19 protein-coding genes are annotated in these 22,075 nt (G+C 66.8%); 16 read left to right on the forward strand and 3 right to left on the reverse strand.

Annotated features, from left to right (window positions below; all coding sequences use genetic code 11):
- Positions 1–191 precede the first annotated feature (191 nt).
- A complete protein-coding gene (locus tag VH569_RS14480) occupies positions 192–1,118 on the reverse strand; it encodes a LysR substrate-binding domain-containing protein (protein ID WP_423315972.1) in 927 nt (308 codons plus the stop codon).
- Between the two features lie 266 nt (positions 1,119–1,384).
- On the opposite strand from VH569_RS14480, the gene folB reads away from it, so the two are divergent.
- The 11 genes from folB (at position 1,385) to VH569_RS14535 (ending at position 12,658) form a co-directional block, all read left to right on the forward strand.
- Positions 1,385–1,852 (forward strand): dihydroneopterin aldolase, encoded by a 468-nt coding sequence (gene folB / locus VH569_RS14485; protein ID WP_423315973.1) that lies wholly within the window; start codon positions 1,385–1,387, stop codon positions 1,850–1,852.
- 268 nt (positions 1,853–2,120) lie between these two features.
- Complete coding sequence (locus VH569_RS14490) at positions 2,121–2,828, forward strand: GntR family transcriptional regulator (RefSeq protein WP_377806066.1); 708 nt, start codon at positions 2,121–2,123, stop codon at positions 2,826–2,828.
- A 2-nt stretch (positions 2,829–2,830) separates the two neighbouring features.
- Positions 2,831–3,742 carry a dihydrodipicolinate synthase family protein gene (locus VH569_RS14495; RefSeq protein ID WP_423315974.1) on the forward strand — a complete coding sequence of 304 codons (912 nt, stop codon included), beginning with the start codon at positions 2,831–2,833 and terminating at the stop codon, positions 3,740–3,742.
- Positions 3,735–5,252, forward strand: coding sequence for an aldehyde dehydrogenase (locus VH569_RS14500; RefSeq protein WP_423315975.1), 1,518 nt, complete (start codon positions 3,735–3,737; stop codon positions 5,250–5,252). The genes VH569_RS14495 and VH569_RS14500 overlap by 8 nt, the downstream gene beginning before the upstream one ends.
- Positions 5,249–6,610, forward strand: a complete 1,362-nt coding sequence (locus VH569_RS14505) for an NAD(P)/FAD-dependent oxidoreductase (protein WP_423315976.1) — start codon at positions 5,249–5,251, stop codon at positions 6,608–6,610. Before VH569_RS14500 ends, VH569_RS14505 begins: the two co-directional genes overlap by 4 nt.
- 88 nt (positions 6,611–6,698) lie before the next feature.
- Positions 6,699–7,550, forward strand: coding sequence for a glycine betaine ABC transporter substrate-binding protein (locus VH569_RS14510; protein ID WP_109105814.1), 852 nt, complete (start codon positions 6,699–6,701; stop codon positions 7,548–7,550).
- A 108-nt stretch (positions 7,551–7,658) separates the two neighbouring features.
- Complete coding sequence (locus VH569_RS14515) at positions 7,659–8,744, forward strand: quaternary amine ABC transporter ATP-binding protein (protein ID WP_423315977.1); 1,086 nt, start codon at positions 7,659–7,661, stop codon at positions 8,742–8,744.
- Between the two features lie 40 nt (positions 8,745–8,784).
- Positions 8,785–9,657: an ABC transporter permease gene (locus tag VH569_RS14520; RefSeq protein ID WP_423315978.1), complete on the forward strand. Its 873-nt coding sequence runs from the start codon at positions 8,785–8,787 to the stop codon at positions 9,655–9,657.
- Entirely contained in the window at positions 9,654–10,502 is an 849-nt protein-coding gene (locus VH569_RS14525) for an ABC transporter permease (protein ID WP_423315979.1), read from the forward strand. The genes VH569_RS14520 and VH569_RS14525 overlap by 4 nt, the downstream gene beginning before the upstream one ends.
- A 31-nt stretch (positions 10,503–10,533) precedes the next feature.
- The gene (locus VH569_RS14530) at positions 10,534–11,586 is read left to right on the forward strand and encodes a GlxA family transcriptional regulator (protein ID WP_423315980.1); all 1,053 of its coding nucleotides are present in this window, start codon (positions 10,534–10,536) and stop codon (positions 11,584–11,586) included.
- A 73-nt stretch (positions 11,587–11,659) separates the two neighbouring features.
- Positions 11,660–12,658, forward strand: coding sequence for a 4-hydroxyproline epimerase (locus VH569_RS14535; protein WP_423315981.1), 999 nt, complete (start codon positions 11,660–11,662; stop codon positions 12,656–12,658).
- A 185-nt stretch (positions 12,659–12,843) separates the two neighbouring features.
- On the opposite strand, the gene VH569_RS14540 is transcribed toward VH569_RS14535, so the two are convergent.
- The gene (locus VH569_RS14540) at positions 12,844–13,827 is read right to left on the reverse strand and encodes a substrate-binding domain-containing protein (protein ID WP_423316113.1); all 984 of its coding nucleotides are present in this window, start codon (positions 13,825–13,827) and stop codon (positions 12,844–12,846) included.
- Between the two features lie 443 nt (positions 13,828–14,270).
- Here VH569_RS14540 and VH569_RS14545 point away from each other — a divergent pair, with 443 nt between their 5' ends.
- From VH569_RS14545 to VH569_RS14565, 5 genes are all read left to right on the forward strand, one after another.
- Positions 14,271–15,347 carry an ABC transporter substrate-binding protein gene (locus VH569_RS14545; RefSeq protein WP_423315982.1) on the forward strand — a complete coding sequence of 359 codons (1,077 nt, stop codon included), beginning with the start codon at positions 14,271–14,273 and terminating at the stop codon, positions 15,345–15,347.
- Between the two features lie 11 nt (positions 15,348–15,358).
- Positions 15,359–17,536 (forward strand): ABC transporter permease, encoded by a 2,178-nt coding sequence (locus VH569_RS14550; protein ID WP_423315983.1) that lies wholly within the window; start codon positions 15,359–15,361, stop codon positions 17,534–17,536.
- Positions 17,533–18,705 carry an ABC transporter ATP-binding protein gene (locus VH569_RS14555; protein WP_423315984.1) on the forward strand — a complete coding sequence of 391 codons (1,173 nt, stop codon included), beginning with the start codon at positions 17,533–17,535 and terminating at the stop codon, positions 18,703–18,705. Before VH569_RS14550 ends, VH569_RS14555 begins: the two co-directional genes overlap by 4 nt.
- A gap of 75 nt (positions 18,706–18,780) precedes the next feature.
- Complete coding sequence (locus VH569_RS14560; protein ID WP_423315985.1) at positions 18,781–19,557, forward strand: inositol monophosphatase family protein; 777 nt, start codon at positions 18,781–18,783, stop codon at positions 19,555–19,557.
- Between the two features lie 47 nt (positions 19,558–19,604).
- The gene (locus VH569_RS14565; RefSeq protein ID WP_423315986.1) at positions 19,605–20,957 is read left to right on the forward strand and encodes a histidine-type phosphatase; all 1,353 of its coding nucleotides are present in this window, start codon (positions 19,605–19,607) and stop codon (positions 20,955–20,957) included.
- 18 nt (positions 20,958–20,975) lie between these two features.
- Here the strand turns inward: VH569_RS14565 and VH569_RS14570 are convergent, their stop codons facing one another.
- Positions 20,976–22,037, reverse strand: coding sequence for a LacI family DNA-binding transcriptional regulator (locus VH569_RS14570; protein ID WP_423315987.1), 1,062 nt, complete (start codon positions 22,035–22,037; stop codon positions 20,976–20,978).
- Positions 22,038–22,075: the final 38 nt, after the last annotated feature.

A 22,075-nucleotide genomic window follows, 5' to 3' on the forward strand; every position in this document is an offset into this window, starting at 1 on the left:
GATTTCGGGCCGGTCGATTTTGGCCGAGCAGGGCCGTTGCCGGCGTCGATGCCGGGCATCGAAGGGCGGTTCGCGGCCTTGCGGGAGCGGGGTCGGGGACGGAACCGGCCGTTCCGTCATTCGCGTGCAGCTTAACGGATGATCGCGGACCGGGCTGACTGAAAAAAAATCGCCGGCCCTTCGAGAAAAACTCAAGCCGCCGGGGTGGTGTCGGTGGCTTCGGCGGCGGCCTGCCCGACGATCCAGTCCCGCAGCGTGCAGACGGCGTCGCCCATGGCGAGGTTGCGGTTCCAGGTGAGGTGATAGGCGCCGGGTGCGCGCAGCGTCAGGCCGGTCAGCGGGACCAGCGTGCCGGCCGCCACATGGTCGCGGACCAGCCGGTGCCAGCCGATGGCGATCCCCTGTCCGGCCTGACAGGCCTGGAGGGCGACGGCGAAGCTGCTGAAGCGCCGTCCCGGCAGCGGGGCATGGGGGATGTTGCCGCGCCGCAGGACCTCGTCCCATCCGGTCCAGTCGGGATCGACCCAGTCGACATGAAGGAGGGGCAGCGACGGCAGGTCGGCGGGGGCGATGTCCCGATGACGCTCGGCGAAAGCCGGGGAGGCCACCGGATAGATGGTCTCTTCGAAGAGCTGGACCGAGATTTCGTCCGGCCAGGCGCCCTGGCCGTACCGGATCCGCAGATCGACCTCCGCCCGGCGGAAGCCGTGGGCGTCGTCGGTGACGAGGTGGTTGACGCAGATGTCGGGAAAGCGCTGCCAGAAATCGCTCATCCGCGGCATCAGCCAGCATTTGGCGAACGCATCGGTGCAGGCGAGCGTCACCGGCCGCTGCGGTCGCCCGGCACGGATCGCGTCGAGGGTGTCGGCCGTCCGCCGGAACGAGTCCGCGAGGGTAGCGTAGAGCGTCTCGCCTTCGCCGGTGAGCGCCATGCCGGATTGGTTGCGGCCGAACAGCGGGATGCCGAGTTCCTCCTCCAGCCCCTTGATCTGGCGGCTGACCGCGCCGGGGGTGACGTTCAGCTCCTCCGCCGCACGCTTGATGCTGCGGTGGCGGGCTGCCGCTTCGAAGGTCGCAAGCGCCGTCAGGGAGGGCAACCGGTAGAATCGTGACGTCATCTGAAGCCGTTCCCAACCCTGCGGAGTGACGATGACACGGGACGCCCGGCGGCCTCGACTATCGCACAGGGCCGGCCACGGTTCAAACCGGGCACCGCTAAAACCAGACCATGGCGGATTCCTGCAAATCGCGTGGCCGGACCGTTCAAGACGATGATCCGGGGTGCCTACTAAAAAACTGCGCCGGGCATCGATCGACGATCCTGCCGGTCGATGGGAAAGCCCGCCCATCGGGACTTCGTGTCAGCGTCGAGGGGTGATCGCCGATGTCGCACGGTATGCAGTTTCTGGTGGCCGGCGATGACCATGACGAACCGGCCATGCCCGGTTACCGCATCCGGCTGGACGGGTTTTCCCTCGTCCTGAGCATCGGTGCCTATGAGCATGAAAGGAACCGGCAGCAGCGCGTGCAGATCGATCTGGAGATGACGGTCCATCAGGATTTGACGGTGACGGGAGACCGCCTGACCGAGGTGGTGTCCTACGACGGCCTTTTGGACCGCATCGAGGAGGCCACCCGCGGGCGCCACATCTGTCTTCTCGAAACACTGGCGCTTGAAATCGCGGAATTGTGCTTTGCCGATTTCCGCGTGCAGCGGGTGGCGGTCGGCGTCCGGAAGCCGGACATCTTCGACGGCCGGGCCGTGCCCAGCGTGCATGTCGAGATGGCGCGCCCTGGAGCACGGGCGATGACACGCCCGGAAAAGCGGTGTGGGAGACCGGCGACGGGATGACGGCCGGCGTCAGGCCAGCCGGTCCGGATCGGGGTACGGTCTGGAAGCGAGGGAGCAAGTCTTTGTCATGAAACGGAAAATTTCTTTCGACGCCCAGGGCGGGGCGGTTGAGTGCGCTGACCTTCCCGGTTTTGTATCTCAGCAAAATTCAAAATGTGTACACAGAAAATACAAAATCGCTTGCTGTGGATCGGTCAAAGGGCTAACATTCCGTTCATCAACTTTTTAAAGTCCGGCTCCGGCTTACCAAGCAAACCAGGAGTGGCAGTTGAAGAACGCGAAAACCAGCCTCTATGACGATCTGAAGCGCCAAATCCTGACGATGGAATTGGAGCCGGACGAGGATTTGGATGAAGTGGTCCTGAGTGAAAGCTATGGGCTTTCCCGGACACCGATCCGGGAGATTTTCCGCCGGCTTGCCGGCGAAGGATACATCGACATCCGGGAAAACAGAGGGGCGCGGGTCGCCCCGATGAATTACTCGACCTTGAGGAATTTCTTTCTGGCCGCGCCGATGATCTATGCCGCCATCGGCCGGCTGGCGGTCCAGAACCACAAGTCCAGGCAACTGTCGGATTTGGAAGCGACGCAGGAGCGTTTCCGGACCGCCAGCCAGCAGGGCGACACAATGTCGATGGTGATCGAAAACAACAGGTTCCACGAGATCATGGGCGAGATGTCGGGGAATGTTTATCTCCAGCCCAGCCTGAACAGACTTCTGATAGATCATGCCCGGATTGGCCAGACATTCTTCAATCCGCGGAACGACGATATGAAGAGTAAGATCGATCTGGCCGTAAATCAGCACGACAGATTCATTCAAGAAATTTCTGCTCGCAATGAGATTGGTGTTGTCAATTTGGTCTTCGAGCATTGGGAATTGTCCCGTGAGACCATGGAAATGTTTATTGCGCCGGAAGGAATGAAAGCGGACACGCCTTTTGAAAATACTTCTGCGCTCGCAATGGAGAAATAGCCGTGAGATTCGAAGGTATTTACACACCTGCCGTGACGCCTCTGGCCCCCGACGGCCAGATCGACAAGAAGGCCTTCGCCGCCATCCTGGAATACCTGATCGAATCCGGCGTTCACGGCATCATCATCGGCGGATCGACCGGTGAGTATTACGCGCACACGCCGCAGGAGCGTTTGGATCTGGCGGCTTATGCCAAGCAGGTGATCGGCGGGCGGTTGCCGCTGATCGTCGGCACCGGGGCGACGCGGACCGAAGACGCCATCGAATACGCCAAAGCCGCCAAGGCCATCGCCGCCGACGCCATTCTGGTGACGACGCCCCCTTACGCCTTGCCGACCGAGCAGGAAAACGCGCTGCACGCAATCGCCATCGACCGTGCCGCCGGGCTGCCGATCATGCTGTACAATTATCCCGGCCGCATGGGCGTTTCGATGGGCGAGGAGTATCTCGCCCGTGTCTCGCGGCTGAAGAACGTCGTGGCGATCAAGGAAAGCTCCGGCGAGATGGGGCGCGTCCATCTGCTGGCGCGGCAGTTCCCCCAGATCCAGATGTCCTGCGGCTGGGACGACCAGGCGCTCGAATTCTTCGCCTGGGGCGCGCGGAGCTGGGTGTGCGCCGGATCGAACTTCCTCCCCCGCGAACATGTGGCGCTCTATGAGGCGTGCGTCGTCGAGAAGAATTTCGACAAGGGCCGCCGGATCATGTCGGCGATGATGCCGCTGATGAATTTCCTCGACGGCGGCAAGTTCGTCCAGTCGATCAAATATGGCTGCGAACTCAACGGGTTCGAGGTCGGCTCGGTCAGGTCCCCGCTGCGTCCGCTGAACGCCGACGACAAGCGCGGGCTGCGCACGGTCGTCAACACCCTGAAACGCAGCATCGCGCAAGTTGCCCTGGAGGCCGAGTATGTCTGATCTGCTGTCTGCGGCCGATTACGCGGCGATTGCCGAAACCCTGTCCTTTCCGCAGAACGCCTTCGTCGACGGCCGGTTCCGTCCGGCGTCCTCCGGCAAGACCTTCAAGACCTTCAATCCCGCCACCGGCAAGCTACTGACCGAAGTGGCCGCCTGCGACGCCGCCGACGTGGATTATGCCGTCGCCAAGGCCAAGGAGGCATTCGACGACGGGCGCTGGCGCCAGCTGTCGCCCGGCGAACGCAAGGCCATCCTGCTGAAATTCGCCAAGCTGCTGGAGCGCAACAGCGCCGAGCTGGCGGTGATGGAAAGCCTCGACAGCGGCAAGCCGGTCAGCGAATGCCACACCGTCGATGTCCCGGACACCATCCACACGATCCGCTGGCATGCCGAGCTGATCGACAAGATCTACGACAACACCGCACCGGTCGCATCGAACGCGGTGGCGCTGGTCGTCCGCGAACCGATCGGTGTCGTCGGTCTGGTGCTGCCCTGGAACTTCCCGCTGCTGATGTTGGCGTGGAAGATCGGCCCGGCGCTGGCCGCCGGCTGCTCGCTGGTGGTGAAGCCGGCCGAGCAGACCTCGCTGACGGCGCTGCGGGTCGCCGAACTGGCGCATGAGGCCGGGATCCCGGCCGGCGTGCTGAACGTCGTCACCGGCACCGGCAAGGACGTCGGCGAGCCCATCGGCATGCATATGGACGTGGCGATGGTCAGCTTCACCGGCTCGACCGCCACCGGCCGGCGCTTCCTGCGCTATGCCGCCGACTCCAACCTGAAGCGCATCGTGCTGGAATGCGGCGGCAAGAACCCGGCGGTCGTGCTGGGCGACGTCGACAATCTCGACGCGGTGGCCGAACAGGTGGTCAACGGCGCCTTCTGGAACATGGGCGAGAACTGCTCGGCAACCTCGCGGCTGATCGTCCATGCGTCGGTCAAGGACGAGTTGCTGAAGCGGATCGCCTCCTGCATCGGCGAATGGCGGATGGGCGATCCGCTCGACCCGGCCAACCGCGTCGGCGCGCTGGTCAGCCCGGAGCATTTCAAGAAGGTCAAATCCTACATCGATCAGGTCGGCGCCGGCCGCGAAGCCGTCCTGGTCGGCGGGACGACGCAGGATGGCGTCTTCGTCGAGCCGACCGTGGTCGACAACGTCTCCGCCGAAAGCCGCCTGTTCCAGGAGGAGATCTTCGGGCCGGTGCTGTCGGTGACTGGCTTCAACACGCTGTCCGAGGCGATCTCGCTGGCCAACGACACGCCCTATGGGCTGGCGGCGTCGGTCTACACCGGCAACCTGCGCCATGCCTTCCTGCTGGCACGCGAAATCCGGGCGGGCGTGGTCACGGTGAACTGTTTCGGCGAGGGCGACGCCTCCACCCCGTTCGGCGGCTACAAGGAGTCCGGTTTCGGCGGGCGCGACAAGTCGATGTGGGCGCACGACCAGTATACCGAACTGAAGACCATCTGGATCGATCTGACCGACCGGTCCCCGGATACGATCCTGCAATGAGCGGGCCTGCAACGGCCGGACACATCGTCCGGCGCCTGCCCGCCGAAACCGGCGTTTCGGGATGGGAGGCGATCAGCAGCCGCGGCTTTCCGATGCGGGAACTCGACGGCGATCTCCGCGCCGACTGGCTGATCGTCGGCGCCGGCTTCGCCGGACTGTCGGCGGCGCGCCGGCTGGCCCAGCTTCGGCCGGGAGAGCGGGTGGTCGTCCTCGATGCGCAGGAGGTGGCGAAGGGCGCGGCCGGGCGCAATTCCGGCTTCATGATCGACGTGCCGCACAACCTGTCCTCCGGCGACTATTCGGTCGGCGACGCGGCCTCCACGACCCTGGAGATCGGGCAGAACCGCCTTGCCATCGCCTTCGCCGCCGAGGCCGCCGCCGAATACGGCATGGAGCCGACAACCTTCGACCCCTGCGGCAAGATCAACGCCGCCGCCAGCGAGCGCGGGCTGAAGGCCAACCGGAACTTCCGGGATTCGCTCCGGCGCATCGGCGAGCGGTACGAGGAGCTGGACGCGGACCAGATGCGGGACATCACCGGGTCCCGTTATTACCTGGGCGGCGTCTATACCCCCGGCGCCGTGCTGATCCAGCCGGCGGAATATATCCGGGCGCTGGCCACCGGGCTGCGGCCGACCACGGAGATCTACGAGAACTCGCCGGTGCGCGAACTGAAGCGGCGGGGCGGCGACTGGGTCGCCACCTCCAACCGCGGGACGGTGACGGCGCCGCGGGCGATCCTGGCGGTCAACGGACATATCCAGAGCTTCGGCCATTTCAGCGGCCGCCTGATGCACATCTTCACCTATGCGTCGATGACGGCGGCCTTCTCGCAGAACGAATACAGCCGCCAGATGAGCGGGGCGGAGCGCTGGGCGCTGCTTCCGGCCGATCCGATGGGGGCGACGGTGCGCAAGATCAGCGCCCATGGCCTGTCGCGCGTCGTCATCCGCACCCGCTTCACCTACGACCCCGGTCTGACGGTGTCCGAGGCGCGGGTCGCCGGCATCGCCGCGCAACAGCGGCGGTCGTTCGACGCCCGCTTCCCCGAACTCTCCGGCGTGCCGATGGAGTACAGCTGGGCCGGCGCGCTGTGCCTCAGCCGCAACCACGCGCCGGCCTTCGGCGAGATCGAGCCCGGCCTCTATTCCGCCTGCTGCGAAAACGGTCTCGGCACCGTCAAGAGCACGCTGGCGGGCATGATGGTCGCCGAACTGGCGACCGGCACCGGCAGCGACACCCTGGCGACGTATCGGAACCACCCGAAACCGAGCCTGATACCGCCCGAACCCCTGTCGTGGATCGGGATCAACTCCGTCATCCGGTGGCAGGAAATGCGCGCCGGGCGGGAAGCGTAAAGAAAAGCTTGTGACGGCGACGGGACCGCTCCCCCGCGCCCCAAAAGTGCAATCCGAAGCAAAATCAAAACTCGAACAGGAGGTCATCATGAAAGCGATCTGGAAAACCCTGTGCGCTGTGGCGATGGTCGGCATGTCGATCATGCCGGCCCAGGCGGCCGACAAGGCGATCAAGATGGGGACCCTCGGCTGGGAGGATCTGACCCCGATCACCGGCATCACCAAGAAGGTGCTGGAGGATGCCGGCTTCAGCGTGAAGGTGACCGAATTCTCGGAATGGGGCATCGCCTATGCCGCGCTGACCAAGGGCGACATCGAGGTGCTGGCTTCGCAGACCGACTATGTCGCCCAGGATTACTGGGACAAGAACAAGAACCGCCTGGAGAAGATCTCGCCCGTCTCGCACGGTCTCTATCAGGGCATCGCCGTTCCCAAATATGTCGCCGTCGACAGCCTGGACCAGCTGAACGCCAACGCCGACAAGTTCGGCAATAAGATTATCGGCATCGAACCCGGTTCGGGCCTGATGCGCGACGCCTCCAATGCGGTGAAGGCCTATGGCCTCAAGCTGCAGCTGGTCGAAGGCAGCACCTCGGCGATGACCGCCGCCCTGAAGTCCGCGTTCGACCGCAAGGAGCCGATCGCCGTGACGATCTGGGAGCCGTCCTGGATGGCCCAGAAGTTCGACATGAAGTATCTCGCCGACCCGAAGGCCGTGTTCCCGCCGCCGCAGGGCTATTACTGGATCGGTCGCAAGGGCTTCTCCGAACAGAACCCGCAGGCCCGTGAAGTGATGGCCAGCGTCTATGTCCCGCTCGCCGACATCACCGCCATCAACGGCGCCGTGAAGGACGGCAAGACGATGGACCAGGCCGTCAAGGAGTGGACCGACAGCCATGGCGACCTGATCAAGCGCTGGGGGAACATCAAGAAGTACTGATCTTCGAAATCCGCGGCGCCCTCCGGTTCGGCCGGTGGGTGTCGCGGGCCTGAACGTTATGCCGGATGCGGGCGTCAGCGCGGCATCTGTTGAGGAGGGTAGGGCGAGATGACGACCGTCAGCAGCAGCGAGGTCCTGATCGACTGTCAGTCTGTCTGGAAGGTTTTCGGCGACAATGCTCCCGCCGCCATCAAGGCGATTTCCGAACGCGGCCTGACCAAGACGGCGGTTCTTCAGGAGTTCAATTGCGTCGTCGGTGTTTCCGAGGCCAGCCTCCAGGTCAGGCGCGGCGAAATCTTCTGCATCATGGGCCTTTCGGGAAGCGGCAAGTCGACCCTGATCCGCCTTCTCAACCGGCTGATCATGCCGAGCCTGGGCAAGGTGATCGTCAAGGGCCGCGACATCGCGACCCTGAATGCGGCGGAACTCCGCCAGATGCGCGCCCGCCACATCGGCATGGTGTTCCAGAGCGTCGCCCTGCTGCCGCACCGCACGGTGCTGGAGAATGCGGCCTTCGGGCTGGAGGTGCAGGGCATCCCGGCGGCGGAGCGGAACCGCACGGCGGAGAAGGCGCTGGCCAAAGTCGGCCTGTCCGACTGGCTGAAGCGCTATCCCGGCGAGTTGTCCGGCGGCATGCAGCAGCGCGTCGGTCTGGCCCGCGCCATCGCCTCCGACCCCGAAATCATTCTGATGGACGAGCCGTTCAGCGCGCTCGATCCGCTGATCCGCCGGCAGTTGCAGGACGAGTTCCGCCAGCTGACCAAGGATCTGGGGAAGTCGGCGGTGTTCATCACCCATGACCTCGACGAGGCCATCCGCATCGGCGACCGGATCGCCATCATGAAGGACGGGCTGATCATCCAGGTCGGCACGGCGGAGGAGATCATCCTCAAGCCGGCCGATCCCTATGTCGCGCAGTTCGTCGCCGGCATCTCGCGCCTGCATCTGGTCAAGGCCCATTCGGTGATGATCCCGGTCGCGGAGTTCCAGCGGACCAGCCCGAACATCGACATCCTCTCGCTTCTGCGCACCAGTCCGGAAGCGGACATCGACGAGCTGATCACGCTCACCATGATGTCGGACCGCGATGCCGTGGCCGTGGTCGACGACGACGCCATCGTCGGCATCGTGACGACCCGCGGCCTGCTGCGCAGCGTGTCGGACGGCCACACGGCCGAGCTGGCTCCGGCCTGAGGCGGCGTGATCTCAACCATCTGGTAGGGGAGTTCCTGCGATGGAGGGGCTTGGTTTCGCCGGAGCGTTCGCCGGGGCATTCGACGACATCGTCGATTCCGGCCTCGGCTGGCTCGGCGACAATGCGGGTGCGCTGTTCGATTTCGTGCGGGCGGTGCTCGAAGGGTTCTACGGCGCGGTGTTCTGGGTTTTGAGCATCCCGCCTTTCTATGTGATCGCGGTCGCCTTCGCGCTGATCGGCTGGCGCGTCGTCGGCCTGCGCTTTGGCGTGCTGGCGGGGGCGGCGCTGGTCGGCTGCGCCCTGATGGGGCTGTGGCCGGAGACGATGAGCACGCTGGCGCTGGTCATCTCGTCGACCATCCTCGCCCTGCTCGTCGCCATTCCGGCGGGGGTGCTGACCGGCTTCGCGCCGAAGGTCGACCGCTCGCTGGAGCCGGTGCTCGATTTGGTGCAGACGCTGCCGCCCTACATCTATCTGCTGCCGGGGATCGCACTGCTCGGCTACGGCCCGGCCACAGCGCTGGCGGCGACCTTCGTCGTCGCGGTTCCGCCGGCCTTCCGGCTGACGGCGCTGGGGATCCGCCTGACGCCGAACGAGTTCCTCGAACTCGGCCAGTCGACCGGCATGACGAACTGGCAGATGTTCGCCAAGATCCGCCTGCCCTTCGCGGTGCCCAGCATCATGGCCGGCATCAACCAGAGCCTGATGATGGCCTTCGGCATGGTGGTGATCGCCGGCATCGTCGGGTCGGGCGGACTGGGCGAGACCATCTACAAGGCGGTCCGCACGCTCGACATCGCCAAGTCGATCGATGGCGCCATCGCCATCGTCATCCTGACCATCGTTCTGGATCGACTGACCCAAGGTGCGGCCCGGCTGGGGTCGCAGCCGGGATATGGAGGCGGAAAATGAACGGCAACGTCATCATTTCACCGGGCGCGTGGCTGGCACCGGCGGTCGACTGGTTGAACATGAATTTCCGGCCGCTCTTCGCCTTCATCGGCCTTGTCATCGAATCCACGCTGGGCGGCATCAACGCGCTGCTGCTGTCCATGCCGCCCTATGCGCTGGTCGCCCTGTCGGTGGTCTTCGCGCTGCTGCTCGCCAACCGCAGGATAGCGGTGCTGGTCGCCGCCGCCATGGGCTTCTGCTACATCGCCGGGCTGTGGCAGGCGACCGTCCAGACGGTGACGCTGGTCACCATCTCCGTCGTCATCTCGGTCGCCATCGCCTTTCCCCTGGGCGTCGTCGCCTCGCGGGTCAGGATGGTGGAGGCGGGATTGCGCCCGCTGCTGGACGTGATGCAGACGGTGCCGCCCTGGGTCTATCTGATCCCCGCCGTCATCGTCTTCAGCCTGGGCAGCGTGCCGGCGATTATCGCGACGGTCATCTACGGCGTTCCGCCGATGCTGCGGCTGACCACCCTGGCCTTCAAGCAGGTGCCGAAGGATCTGCTGGAGCTTGGGCAGGCCATCGGTGCGACGCGGCAGGCCATCCTGTTCAAGATCGAGTTGCCGGCCGCGATGCCGACGCTTCTGGTCGGGCTCAACCAATGCATCCTGCTGTCGCTGGCGATGGTGGTGCTCGCCGGGCTGGTCGGTGCCGGCGGCCTGGGTGCGGAGGTGACGCGGGGGTTGACGCGGATGGAGATGGGGGTCGGCTTGCGGGCCGGTCTGGCCATCGTCGCCGTCGCCATCGTGCTCGACCGGCTGTCGCGCGGCGCCATCCTGCGGTATCGCACGGCGAAGGCCGGCTGAGCGGGTCCATCTCACGCAAGGATGCCGAACCATGACTGCCGAAACGCTGCATCGGCCGGTGTCCAGCGGCCAGTTCGTCGTCCGCCGGCAGTGCGACCGCACATGGAAGGCGCCGCGTCCCCGCCTGTCGGTCGGCTTCCTGCTGACCCGCAATTTCACCCTGACGGCGCTGTCGAGCTTCATGGACATGCTGCGGCTGGCCGCGGACGACGGCGACAGCAGCCGGCAGCGTCATTGCCGCTGGACCGTCATGGGGCTAGGCCGCGAGCCTGTCCGGTCGAGCTGCGGGCTGGACATCGCGCCATGGGACGACCTGCGCGACGTGCAGGAGTTCGACTATCTGGTCGTCGTCGGCGGGCTTCTCGACGACGGTCCGCAGCTGGACCCGACGACGCAGGCCTATCTGCGCGAAGCCGTCCGGAAGGACGTCAGGCTGATCGGCGTCTGCACCGGCGTGTTCGCGCTGGTCGAGGCCGGCCTGATGGAGGGACGGCGCTGCTGTGTCAGCTGGTACCATCACCGCGATTTCGCGGCGAAGTTTCCCAATCATCCCTTCACCGCCGACGAACTGTTCGTTGTCGGGCGCGACCGCATCACCTGTGCCGGCGGAACGGCGGCTGCCGATGTCGCCGCCTATCTGATCGAGCGGCACATCGGTGCCGCCGCTGCGCGCAAGGCGCTGCATATCCTCCAGAACGACAGGGCCCGACCGCCCGACCAGGCACAGCCCCAACCTCAGCCGCTCGGCCCCGCGGCGGCGGATCCTTCGGCGATCGCCGATGAGCGCATCCGGCGCGCGACGCTGCTGATGGAGCAGAATCTCAGCGTTCCGCTGTCGCTCGATGAGCTTGCCCAACGGGTGCAGGTGAGCACGCGTCAGTTCATCCGCCTGTTCCGCATGCACACCGGCGCCTCGCCGCTCAGCTATTACCGCCAGCTGCGGCTGAACTATGCGCGATGGATGCTGACGCACAGCGACGAGTCCATCACCCAGATCGCGCTGGAGGCGGGCTTTTCCGACTGCGCCCATCTGTCCCGGCAGTTCCGCACCGTTTTCGGCATCCCGCCATCCTCGCTTCGGTGAGGGATCGGGGCACGGCCCTGACAGTGCCGACGGCCGGTTCTGGTCGGGCGAATTCTTTCCCTGGAGCACAGGCATGAAACGCACGTTCTTCTGCATCGATTCCCATGCATGCGGGAATCCGGTCCGCGTCGTCGCCGGTGGCGGGCCGATTCTTCCGCATCTGCCGATTTCCGAGCGCCGGGAGATCTTCCTGCGCGACCATGACTGGATCCGCAAGGCGCTGATGTTCGAGCCGCGCGGGCACGATATCATGTCCGGTGCGATCATCTATCCGCCATACCGGCAGGATTGCGACGCCGCGGTGCTGTTCATCGAGGTCAGCGGCTGTCTTCCCATGTGCGGTGCCGGAACGATCGGCCTGTGCACGGTCCTGCTGGAGGAGGGGCTGGTCACGCCCCAGGTTCCGGGGAAGCTGTCGCTGGAGACGCCGGCCGGCAGGGTCGTCGTCGACTATGAGCGGAAGGACGGCCTTGTGGACAGCGTCCGCCTGTTCAACGTCCCCAGCTATCTGCACAGTGCCGATGTGGAGGTCGATGTTCCCGGCGTCGGGCGGCTGACCGTCGATATCTCCTATGGCGGCAATTACTACGCCGTCGTCGAACCGCAGGAGAACTGGGCCGGGCTGCACGACATGGGCGCCGGGGAGATCGTCGCTCTAAGCCAGCGGCTGCGCGCGGCGCTTTCCACCGTCAGCAATCCGGTCCATCCGCTGGAGCCGGCGATCTCGGGCGTGCATCATGTGATCTGGTGCGACCGGTCCGAGAGCGGGGATGCCGACGGCTGCGGCGCCGTCTTCTATGGCGACAAGGCCATCGACCGTTCGCCCGGCGGGACGGGAACCTCGGCCAGACTGGCCCAGCTTTTTGGGAAAGGACGGCTGAAGGTCGGCGACCGTTTCCGCAACGGAAGTCTGATCGGCACGGTCTTCGATGGGCGGATCGAGGCGTCCTGCAAGGTCGGCCCCTATGACGGCATTCTGCCGAGCATCGGCGGCTGGGCGCGGATCATTGGGCACAACACGATATTCGTGGATGATCGGGATCCGTTGGCTCACGGGTTTCAGATCCGGTGAGGACTGTGAGACCGGTCGCCGGTTGATCGCTTATCAACTTTACGGCGCGGAGCGCAGGTTCGGGAGAGGCCAAATCCCGCCCTGCAACCACCGACACTTGACGCCCCGGTTCGAAAGAGCCGGGGCGTCGTGCGTCTGGGTTGTGCGCATCGGAGACCCGCCGAGCGGGTCGGCGCCCAGCGCCGTCAAACCGCGGTTCGGCGGACCACGAGTTCGGGCAGGACGAGATCGACCTCGCGGTTCGGCGGACTCCCCTTGCCGACGCGCTCGATCATCGCCATCAGCCGGCCGACCTGGCTGTCAAGGTTCGGGCGCAGGCTGCTCAGGCCGAAGGCCGGCCAGGAGGCCATGGGGATGTCGTCGAAGCCGAGGATCGCCACATCCTCCGGCACCCGCAGACGGAAGGTGGCGGCAGCCTGGAGGGCGCCCAGCGCGATGATGTCGTTGAAGCAGAACAGCGCGTCGGGGCGGTCCGAGCGGGCGAACAGCCGCGTTGCCGCGTTGTAGCCGCCTTCGAAACTGTTGTCCTCGGACTCCTCCTCCATGAAGGGCAGACCGGCATCCTCCAGCGCGGCGGCAAGCCCGGCCCGCCGCCGCCGGTTGGCGTCGGTCTGCGCCGTCTTGGTGACGTAGGCGATGCGGCGCCGGCCGGACTGCACCAGAAAGCGGCCGCCCATCAGCCCGCCGAGCCGGTTGTCGCAGGCCACCCCGCCAAGCCCCTCGATCTGCCGGCCGAACTGGAACACCGGGGTGTCGAGCGCACGGAGCCGGTCGACGACATGGTCCGACACGGTTCCGCCCATCACCACGATGGCATCCACCTGATAATCGAGCGCATGCATGGTCGAACTGGTCAGATCGTGCTGCCGCGTCTCCGGGATGACCAGGGCGCGCCTGTCGGCCTCCGCGATGGCCACCAGCAGCTTCTTCAGCACCAGATCGGTGTGCGGATTCTCCAGTTCGGCCAGCAGCAGGGCGACGAGGCCGGTGTTCTGGCCGGTCAGCGAGCGGGCGATGACGTTGGGGCGGTATCCCAGCGCTTCCGAGGCCGCCATGATGCGCTTGCGCGTCTCTTCCGACACCAGCCCATCGCCGAAACAGCGGGAAACCGCCGAGCGTGAAACGCCCGCCATATCGGCCACCTGCTGGGCGGTCACCCGCGACTTCATTGACGACACTGGGGTTCCGTCCCTTGCCCGTATCCGGATCGTTGCCAAGGGATACTGAGGGCGAACCCGGACGATCGCAAGCGCTATGCGCCGCCCGGAAATTTCACTGAACGCCGCTTCGTTATGCACGCGCGTGCAGTGCTGGGAATATTTGAGACGATGGCGGTGGGAGCGGAGTTTTGGTCCTTATGTGGGGGCCGTTTGATCGGTCCCGCTGGGGAGACGGCGCCAATATCGCCATTTTTGGCCCTTTCCTGGTTGACGCGCCCACCGCCAGCCTTCGGCATGATTCCGAAGGGGCATGCCTGTCTGGGGATTGACAGTTGTTCGCATCTCAAATAGCGTGACGTACGAATGAACGCGCGTGCATAAACAATTCAAAGCGGCGGGCCATGCCGACATCGCCGAAAGAAGCCGTCCGTTTCCTTGAAGGGAGGAACTTCATGCATTGCAAAACACGACGCCCGGCCACGGCCGCCGGCCGGAAGCGCCTGCGCTCGATATTGCTGGCGGTAACCGCGGCGGCGGGGCTGGCCGTCCTGGCCGGACCGTCGCCGGCCGCCGCGGCGGAGGTGGTCGTCTACTGCTCGGTCAACGAGGACTGGTGCCGCGAGGTGGTGACCTCCTTCGAGCGCAAGACCGGCATCAAGGCGCTGATGACCCGCAAGAGCGCGGGCGAGGTCTATGCACAGCTTCGGGCCGAGAAATCCAATCCGAAGGCCGACATCTGGTTCGGTGGCTCGGGCGATCCCCACCTGCAGGCGGCGGAAGAGGGGCTGACGGAGCCGTACAAGTCACCGGAACTCGACGGGCTCTATGGCTGGGCGATCCGCCAGGCGGAAATCTCCGGTTACCGCACGGTCGGCATCTACATGGGCGCGCTCGGCTTCGGCTATAACAAGGACCTGCTGGCCAAGCGCAAGATCGCGGCCCCCGCCTGCTGGTCCGATCTGGTCAAGCCCGATTTCCGGGACGAAATCCAGATCGCCGATCCCAATTCGTCCGGCACCGCCTACACCATGCTGGCGACGATGGTGCAGTTGATGGGCGAGGATGCGGCCTTCGATTACCTGAAGAAGCTGCATCGCAACGTCAACCAGTACACCAAATCCGGCGCCGCTCCGGCGAAGTCGGCGGCGCAGGGCGAAACCATGCTGGGCATCGCGTTCCAGCACGACCTGCTGGTGGAGGCGATTGCCGGTGCCCCGGTCGCCATCGTCGCCCCCTGCGAGGGCACAGGCTACGAGATCGGCTCGATGAGCCTCGTCAAGGGCGCGCGCAACCCCGACACCGCCAAGATCTTCTACGATTGGGCGCTGACGCCCGAGGTGCAGGCACTGGGCGCCAAGGCCAGGAATTTCCAGATTCCCAGCAACAGTGGTGCCCAGATCCCGCCGGAATCGCCGCGCGTCGACCGGATGAAGCTGATTTCCTACGACTTCGCGCGCTACGGCTCGAGCGCGGAACGCACCCGCCTGCTCGCCAAGTGGGATCACGAGGTCAAGTCCCTGTCCAGATAGGTCCCGCGATCATGAAACGACATCTCGGTTTCTGGCTGGCCGCCGGCTGGGCGGCGGTGCTTGTCCTGCCCTGGCATATCGGCGGCGTCTGGCCGGTCTTCTGGCCGGCCGGTCCGCAGAGCGGCCCTGCCGCCGGCGACGGCATGCCGGCGCTGATCCAGGGTCTGCTGCTGGGACGGCCGTGGCTGCTGGCGTCGGTCCTGCCGCTGCTGGCGGCGCTGGCCGGCTTGCGGGCGAAGGACCGGGCGACCAGCGGGGCGGACGGACGGGCGCGGTCGGCGTGGCTGACCGCCGCCGGGGCCGGCGGGCTCGGCTGGCTGCTGGTGGAAAGCATCGCCGTCACCCAGCCGGGCCTGGGGCTTGGCGCCGCCGCCTATGCGGTGGTCTGCCTCGTGCTGGGCGCCCATGGGCTGGCGCTGCGCGGCTGGTGCAAAGGCGATGTCTTCATCGTCGCCTCCATCGGGCTGGTGCTGGGCTCGATCCTGGTCTTCGTCGGTTTCCCGGTGGTCACCATCCTGCTGTCGGCGGTCCAGGACAACGATGGCCGGCTGACGGTCGTGGGCCTGTTCGACAAGCTGACCGACAGCGGCATCTGGGGCCTCGGCTGCGTGCTGGGCACCGGCAGCACATGCGGGGTGGCGTGGAACACGCTGGCCCTGGCGGGCGTGGTCGGGGTGCTGACCACCGGCACGGGGCTGGCCTTCGCGCTGATCGCGGTGCGCACCGGCTTCCGCTTCAAGGCGGCCTTGCGGCTGGCCTCGATCCTGCCGGTGATCACGCCGCCCTTCGTCATCGGGCTCGCCATCATCCTGCTGTTCGGCCGTGCCGGCGTGGTGACCGATCTGCTGTCCACCCTGTTCGACATTCCCCGCTCGCGCTGGATTTACGGCATGCCGGGGGTGGCGATGGCGCAGATCCTCGCCTTCACGCCGATTTCCTTCCTGGTGCTGGTCGGCGTGCTGCAAGGGGTGAGCCCGACGCTGGAGGAGGCGTCGCAGACCCTGCGCGCCACCCCGTGGATCACCTTCCGCACGGTGACGCTGCCGCTGATCCGTCCCGGCCTCGCCAACGCCTTCCTGATCTCCTTCATCGAAAGCCTGGCGGACTTCGGCAACCCGCTGGTGCTCGGCGGCAATTTCGACGTGCTGTCGACCAAGATCTTCTATGCGGTGGTCGGTGCCGCCCATGACCAGGGCCGGGCCGCCGTGCTGGCGATCATCCTGCTGTCCTTCACCCTGTCGGCCTTCCTGGCGCAGCGACGGTGGCTCGGCCGCCGGTCTTACGCCACGGTGGCCGGCAAGGGCGATGCCGGCCTGCCCAGCCCGCTGCCGTCGGGGGTGCGGATCGCCGCATCGGCCGTCGCGGCGCTGTGGACGGGGCTGACCGTGCTGGTCTACGGCACCATCCTGGTCGGCGGCTTCCTGAAGAGCCTGGGGCGCGACAACACGCTGACGCTGATCCATTACCAGACCGCCTTCGGCATCGAAACCGGGCCGAACGGCTGGTGGTTCAGCGGGTCCGCCTGGGATTCGCTGTTCACGACGCTGGGCGTGTCGCTGGTCGCCATGCCGCTGACGGCGGCGCTCGGGCTGCTGACCGCCTATCTGCTGGTGCGCCAGTCCTTCCTCGGCCGCGGGGCGTTCGAGTTCCTGACGATGCTGAGCTTCGCCATCCCCGGCACGGTGATCGGCGTCAGCTACATCCTCGCCTTCAACACGCCGCCGCTGGAACTGACGGGGACCGGGCTGATCCTGATCATCGCCTTCGTCTTCCGCAACATGCCCGTCGGCATCCGCGCCGGCATCGCCACGCTGAGCCAGATCGACAAGAGCCTGGACGAGGCGTCGCTGACGCTGGGGGCGCGGTCCTTCACCACGCTGCGCCGGGTGATCCTGCCGCTGCTGCGCCCGGCCATCGTCACCGCCATGGTCTACAGCTTCGTCCGCGCCATCACCAGCGTCAGCGCGGTCATCTTCCTGGTGACGGCCAAATACAACCTCGCCACCGCCTACATCGTCGGCCGGGCCGAGGTCGGCGAATACGGCCTCGCCATTGCCTACTCCTCCGTCCTCATCGCGATCATGGTGGTGGCGCTGCTGGCGATCCAGCTGCTGGTCGGCGAACGCCGCCTGGGCCGCCGCACCGCCGCCTTGCCCGTCAGCACTTCAGCCTCGAAGGTCAACGCATGACCCTTATCCGGACCCCGTCCTCCGGGACGACGACCCTTGAGCCGGCGCCGGCCGTTGCCCCGGCCGCTGTCAGAGCCCGGCCGGCGGTGGAATTCCGCTCCGTCGTCAAGCGCTATGGCGCCTTCACCGCCGTGCATGAGCTGAATTTCTCCATCGAGGCCGGGACCCTGGTCACGCTGCTCGGACCGTCGGGCTGCGGCAAGACCACCACCCTGCGCATGATCGCCGGGCTGGAGCAGGCGTCGTCCGGCACCATCCTGATCGGCGGCGAGAACGTCACCGCCCGCTCCGCGGCGGAACGCGACGTCAGCATGGTGTTCCAGAGCTACGCCCTGTTTCCGCACATGACCATCCTCGACAATGTGGCCTATGGGCTGACGGTCGGCGGCATGGCCAAGCGCGCGGCGCTGGAGGCGGCACGCGACAAGCTAGCCCTGGTCGGTCTCGCCGGGCTGGAGGGCCGCCTGCCCAGCGAATTGTCGGGCGGCCAGCAGCAGCGCGTTGCCGTGGCCCGCGCCATCGTGCTGGAGCCGCGCGTCCTGCTGTTCGACGAGCCGCTGTCGAACCTGGACGCCAAGATGCGCCGGCAGGTGCGGGAGGACATCCGGCAACTCCAGCAGACGCTGAAGCTGACCGTGGTCTATGTCACGCACGACCAGGAGGAGGCGCTGGCGGTGTCCGACCGCATCATCGTGATGGCCGGCGGCAGGATCGCCCAGGACGGCACGCCGCGCGACCTCTACCAGCGGCCGGCCAGCCGGTTCATCGCCGATTTCATCGGCGACGCCAACATCGTTCCGGCGCTTCTGGAGGGGCGGGACGGTGCGCTGGGCCGGGTGAGAGTGGGGATGGCGACACTGACATTGCCGCACCGCGATCTGGCCGACGGGCCGGTCGAACTGGCGGTGCGCCCCAACGCGATCCGCCTCACGCCGGGCCAGGATGCGGGCGCCGATGCGGCGGGCGCCGATGCATCCGGCGGCCTGCCGGGCCGGGTGCATTTCGCGGCCTATCTCGGCGACCACATGGAATATGAGGTGGCCGTGGCGCTGGGCGGACGCGAGGTCATGCTGTTCGCGCGCACCCCGGATGTCGATGCGCCGCTGTCCGTCGGCGATGCCGTCAGCGTCGGCTTCGCGCCGCGCGGCGTCACCATCGTTCCGCCCTGATCCGTCCGCACCGACCCCTTTTTCCCCACGACATCCCGGGCCGGCGCTGCCGGCTGCCGGCGGAGCTTTCCTGTCATGACCGATTTCGACGACCGCCTGCGTTTCGCCATCGACCTCGCCACCGAGGCGGGAGCCCTGGCGCGGTCCATGCGCCAAGGGCTGGGCGCGGTTGAGACCAAGAGCAGCATCGATTTCTGCACCGCGGCCGATCTTGCGGTGGAAGCGCTGGTGCGCCGGCGCCTCGACGAGGCTTTCGGCGACCCGGTGATCGGCGAGGAGGCCGGCGGCGACCCGGCCGAACTGGTCTGGGTGGTCGACCCCATCGACGGCACGACCAACTACATCCACGGCACGGCCAACTGGTGCATCTCGCTGGCCCTGGTCCATCGGGGTACCGTCGAGATCGGCGTGATCTATGCCCCCGACCTCGACCAGCTGTTCGTCGCCCGCCGCGGCCAGGGAGCGACCCTGAACGGCCGCCCGCTGCGCACCAGCGGCCTGCGCCATGGCGGCGGGGCGGTGGTCGAGGTCGGCTGGTCGGCGCGGCGCCCGCTGGCGCTCAGCCTCGACCTGATCACCCAGATGATCGCCGACGACATCGAATTCCGCCGCTGCGGATCGGGGGCGATGGGCCTCGCCAATGTCGCGGCCGGCATCAGCGACGGCTATGTCGAACTGCACATCAATGCCTGGGACGCGCTGGCCGGCCTGCTGCTGGTGCGCGAGGCGGGCGGCTGGACCAACGACTTCCTTGCCGGCGACGGGCTGCGGCTGGGCAACGTGGTCGTCGCCTGCACGGCCGAGCTGACCGGACGATTGCAGGCGCTGGGACCGCTGCGGGGCGTCGCCTGACGCGCTGCGGGACTTCGAGCATCCAAAAAAAACCGGTGGAGGAAGCAATGAAGCGAGCCAGGGTCCGGACATCCGCCCTGCTGGGTGCCGCTTTCGTCGTGGGTGGACTGCTGTCGGTATCGGCACCGGCAAGGGCCGCGGAGACCCGCGAGACCGTCGAGAAGGCGGTGATCTTCAGCCGTCACGGCGTTCGGCCTCCGACCGAAACCCACAAGATCGTTCCGCTTTCCACCAGGGACTGGCCGTCCTGGCCGGTGCCGGACGGGCATCTGACGCCGCATGGCCGCGAGGGAGCGGTGCTGATGGGCCAGTTCTACCGGTCGCGCTTCGTTGGAAACGGGCTATTGCCGGGCAGTGGCTGTCCGGCTGCCGGCGACGTCTTTGCCTGGGCCAACACCGACCAGCGCACCCGCGAGACCGGCAACGGCATTCTGGAGGGGCTGTTTCCCGGCTGCGGCCTGAAGGCGTCGTCGAAGCCGCCGCAGGGCGGACGCGACGTGCTGTTCGCGCCGATTGCGCAGGGACTGTCGCCGCTCGACCCCGCCAGCGCCAAGGCCGGCGTGCTGGAGGCGATGGGCGGTAGCATCGACGCCTACAAGGTCAAGCTGGCGCCGCTGTTCGCACGGCTCGACGCTGTGCTGCCGGGGCCGCGTCCGGAAACATGCCGGAAGGCGGGGCTGTCCGAAGGCTGTCACCTGATCGACTTGCCCTGGGCCATCGACCAGGGGAAGGACAAGGGGCGCAACATCGGGCTGGACGGCCCGCTCGATCTCGCCTCCACCATCGCCGAGACCTTCCGGCTGGAATATATGGAGGGCATGGCCGCCGATCGGGTCGGCTGGGGCAGGGTGGGGGCGGACGAGGTCCGCGACCTGATGGCCCTGCGCATGGCGAAGTACGACGTGATCGAACATGTGCCCTACATCGCCCGCCGTGGCGCCTCCTTCCTGTTGCAGCAGATCGTCGCGGCGATGAACGACGGCGCCGGTCCGCAAAGCTCCGGAGCGGAGAGTGCCGGCCCCCCACCGGCCAAGCTGACCCTGCTGGTGGGGCATGACACCAACATCGGCCATATGCGCGCGGTCATGCAGGTGGGCTGGGCGCTGGAGGGATCGCAGCCCAACGACTCCTCGCCGACCGGAGCGATGCTGTTCGAGCGTCTGAAGGACGGGGCCAGCGGCAAGCGCTATGTCCGGCTGTCCTTCGCCGCCCCCACCGCCGATCAGGTCCGCGGCCTGACGCCGCTGACCGGCGATGCCGGGCCGAGGGTGGCGGCGCTGGAACTTCCCGGCTGCACCGACAGGCTCGGACCCGGCACCTGCGAACTGTCGCAGTTCACCGCGCTGGTCAGCCAACGGCTGGACCCGACCGCGGTGGGGAAGCCGGACTACACCCAGTGATGGCGATGGCCGGGCCGGTTATGCCGGGTCTCCGGCCATCGCCGGTCCGCTCTGCCGGCGGACCAGCCGGTGGGGAAGCAGCACCTCCCCGACGCTGTTTCCCCCCCGCAGATCGCGCAGGCTGGCAACGACGGCGTCGCCGAACCGCTGGTAGGGGATCTTGACCGAGCTGAGCCAGGGGGCGATCCAGTCGTTGAGGTCGTTGTCGTCGATACCGACCGGGCGGCAGTCGTCCGGGATGCGCACGCCCTGCTCGCCGGCAGCGCGGAACAGACCGTAGGCCATCAGGTCGCTGGGGCAGAGGATGCCGTCGGGCCAGCCGCCGTCGGCGGTCAACCGCTTCGCGGCGGCATAGCCGCAATCGAGATGGTTGCCGCCCGGCCCGTCGCAGCGGCGGACCGCCAAGCCGGGCCGCCGCTCCTCCAACCGGTCGAGAAATCCCTCCACCCGTTCCCGGATGGTCGAGGACAAATCCGCCGGGTGGATGACCGCCGGGGCGCGCACGCCGCAGGCCAGCAGATGGTCGGCGGCGTCGGCGCCCGCCTGCCTGTTGTCGATCCCGATGAAGGGACCGCCGCCATAGGGATTGCGCCGGTTCACGAAGACGATCGGTTCGCGCCGGTCCAGCGATGCCTCCAGTTCGGGGCTGGCGACCGCGCTCACCACGATGAACCCTTCGGCGAAGCGTGACCGCATCGCGCGCAGATACTCGTCCTGCAGGTCGGGACGGTCGTGGGTGTCGCACAGGATCATCACATAGCCGGCAGCGCGCAGGGCCGCCTCCGTCGACGCGGCGATGGCGGCCATGGCCGGGTTGTCGAGATTGGGCGCCAGCATGGCGACCAGACGGCTGTCGCCCCCGCGCAGACTGCGGCCGACGGGGTTCGGGCGATAGCCGCGCTCCGCGATCAGACGCTGCACCTTCGCCACCGTCGCCGCCGATGCCCGCCCCAGATCGCCGTTGGCGATGCGCGAGACGGTGGAGACGGACACCCCCGCCTCGGCCGCGATGTCGGCCAGGGAGGTCTGTCCGGACATCTGGCCGGAGGCCTGTCCCGGTTCTCGCCGCCGATCGTTCATGGCCCCCTCCATTTGTGCATCGAACATTGCCGTTGACA

The sequence above is a fragment of the Azospirillum sp. 11R-A genome, assembly GCF_049472615.1.
GTDB classification, from domain to species: domain Bacteria; phylum Pseudomonadota; class Alphaproteobacteria; order Azospirillales; family Azospirillaceae; genus Azospirillum; species Azospirillum palustre.

Excerpts from the sequence above, each read along its gene's own strand:
- VH569_RS14480 (WP_423315972.1), bottom strand. The coding sequence starts at position 1,118 with ATGACGTCACGATTCTACCGGTTGCCCTCCCTGACGGCGCTTGCGACC.
- folB (WP_423315973.1), top strand. The coding sequence starts at position 1,385 with ATGTCGCACGGTATGCAGTTTCTGGTGGCCGGCGATGACCATGACGAA.
- VH569_RS14565 (WP_423315986.1), top strand. The coding sequence starts at position 19,605 with ATGAAGCGAGCCAGGGTCCGGACATCCGCCCTGCTGGGTGCCGCTTTC.
- VH569_RS14560 (WP_423315985.1), top strand. The coding sequence starts at position 18,781 with ATGACCGATTTCGACGACCGCCTGCGTTTCGCCATCGACCTCGCCACC.
- VH569_RS14535 (WP_423315981.1), top strand. The coding sequence starts at position 11,660 with ATGAAACGCACGTTCTTCTGCATCGATTCCCATGCATGCGGGAATCCG.
- VH569_RS14545 (WP_423315982.1), top strand. The coding sequence starts at position 14,271 with ATGCATTGCAAAACACGACGCCCGGCCACGGCCGCCGGCCGGAAGCGC.
- VH569_RS14505 (WP_423315976.1), top strand. The coding sequence starts at position 5,249 with ATGAGCGGGCCTGCAACGGCCGGACACATCGTCCGGCGCCTGCCCGCC.
- VH569_RS14515 (WP_423315977.1), top strand. The coding sequence starts at position 7,659 with ATGACGACCGTCAGCAGCAGCGAGGTCCTGATCGACTGTCAGTCTGTC.
- VH569_RS14550 (WP_423315983.1), top strand. The coding sequence starts at position 15,359 with ATGAAACGACATCTCGGTTTCTGGCTGGCCGCCGGCTGGGCGGCGGTG.
- VH569_RS14570 (WP_423315987.1), bottom strand. The coding sequence starts at position 22,037 with ATGAACGATCGGCGGCGAGAACCGGGACAGGCCTCCGGCCAGATGTCC.
- VH569_RS14540 (WP_423316113.1), bottom strand. The coding sequence starts at position 13,827 with ATGAAGTCGCGGGTGACCGCCCAGCAGGTGGCCGATATGGCGGGCGTT.
- VH569_RS14510 (WP_109105814.1), top strand. The coding sequence starts at position 6,699 with ATGAAAGCGATCTGGAAAACCCTGTGCGCTGTGGCGATGGTCGGCATG.
- VH569_RS14555 (WP_423315984.1), top strand. The coding sequence starts at position 17,533 with ATGACCCTTATCCGGACCCCGTCCTCCGGGACGACGACCCTTGAGCCG.
- VH569_RS14520 (WP_423315978.1), top strand. The coding sequence starts at position 8,785 with ATGGAGGGGCTTGGTTTCGCCGGAGCGTTCGCCGGGGCATTCGACGAC.
- VH569_RS14525 (WP_423315979.1), top strand. The coding sequence starts at position 9,654 with ATGAACGGCAACGTCATCATTTCACCGGGCGCGTGGCTGGCACCGGCG.
- VH569_RS14530 (WP_423315980.1), top strand. The coding sequence starts at position 10,534 with ATGACTGCCGAAACGCTGCATCGGCCGGTGTCCAGCGGCCAGTTCGTC.
- VH569_RS14500 (WP_423315975.1), top strand. The coding sequence starts at position 3,735 with ATGTCTGATCTGCTGTCTGCGGCCGATTACGCGGCGATTGCCGAAACC.